Source organism: Alteromonas sp. CyTr2, assembly GCF_947311905.1.
Lineage (GTDB): Bacteria > Pseudomonadota > Gammaproteobacteria > Enterobacterales > Alteromonadaceae > Alteromonas > Alteromonas macleodii.
On the sequence record NZ_CAMZMZ010000087.1, the window covers coordinates 1 to 1,273 of the forward strand.

General features: G+C 44.3%; 1 protein-coding gene. It reads right to left on the minus strand.

The features are described 5' to 3' along the window. Positions 1-31: 31 nt before the first annotated feature. Positions 32-1,206, minus strand: a protein-coding gene (locus QME20_RS19665) for an IS3 family transposase (RefSeq protein ID WP_281716519.1) whose coding sequence is annotated in 2 segments (ribosomal slippage) — positions 32-939 and positions 939-1,206 — 1,176 coding nt in all. Because the reading frame shifts where the segments join, the coding sequence is not laid out codon by codon here. Between the last annotated feature and the right edge of the window lie 67 nt (positions 1,207-1,273).

The window sequence follows — 1,273 nt, forward strand, 5'->3', positions numbered from 1 at the left end:
TGACGTGGTCAACCAAAATTGACCAACCCAGTTAAGCTACTTTTTTCAATTTCTTCATGTCCGCCTCATATTGATTTGGACTCCTGTAATCCAGATACGAATGCAACCGCCCAGGATTATAAAATGTCGTGATGTAACGCAGTATATCTTGCTGTGCTTCATAACGAGTTTGGTATTGTTTCCAGTGCACTAGCTCTTGCTTCAAGCTACCGAAGAAGCTCTCAACCACACTATTATCCCAACAATCACCTTTACGACTCATACTGCCAACAAATTGGTGTCCTTTAAGCAAGCGTCGATAGTCTGCACTAGCGTATTGGCTACCGCGATCTGAATGGGCAACCAATCCCGCTTTTGGATTACGCTGCCATATCGCCATCGTTAACGCGTCACACACCAATTTGGCTTTCATTCTTGACCCCATGCTCCAGCCAACGACTTTTCTCGAGTACAGGTCAATAACAACGGCCAAATATAACCAGCCTTCTTGTGTCCAGATATAGGTAATATCCTGCACATAAGCTAGATTGGGTGAATCAACATCAAACTGTCTGTCCAGCACATTTTCAAATACAGGCAATGTGTGATTACTGTTTGTGGTGACCTTGTATTTCTTCTTGTAACGGACCTGCACACCTGCTTCTTTCATCAGTCGGCGTGTAAGACGTCTACCGATAGGGTAGCCCAAACAATTCAGTGCTTTTTGCATTCGTCGACTGCCATAGCTATGCTCACTGGCTTTGGCAATCTTGCGCATCCATTCCACTATTTCTTTTCGTTTATCATCATCCGTTGTAGGTTGATGCTGGGTATTCATATATCGATAAAACCCATTGCGCTTAACGCCTAATAACCGGCACAACCGGTCAACAGGATAGGTATTCTTTCGCTCGGCGATAAACGCGTATTTCACTTCATTTCTTTGGCGAAGAATACCGATGCTTCCTTTAGGATGCGTTTATCCATTTCAAGCTGTTTTACCTGAGCTTTAAGCTTTCTGATTTCTGCCTGCTCTGGCGTCAGTTTGCCGTTCCCTCTGAACGCATGGCCGTCATCATCTTGTTGAAACTCTTTGACCCAGCGACCAATAATTTGCTGACTCACATCCAACATTCTGGCGACTTCAGAGCGCGTGTGACCTTGATCTAGCACCAGGCTCACAGCATCCAGTTTAAATTCTTTCGTATACCGCTTTCTTCCGGCCATTTACTTTCTCCAGCTAAAGTTCAATTATATCCTTAACTGGACTGGTCAACTCAATTAAACCACCTCA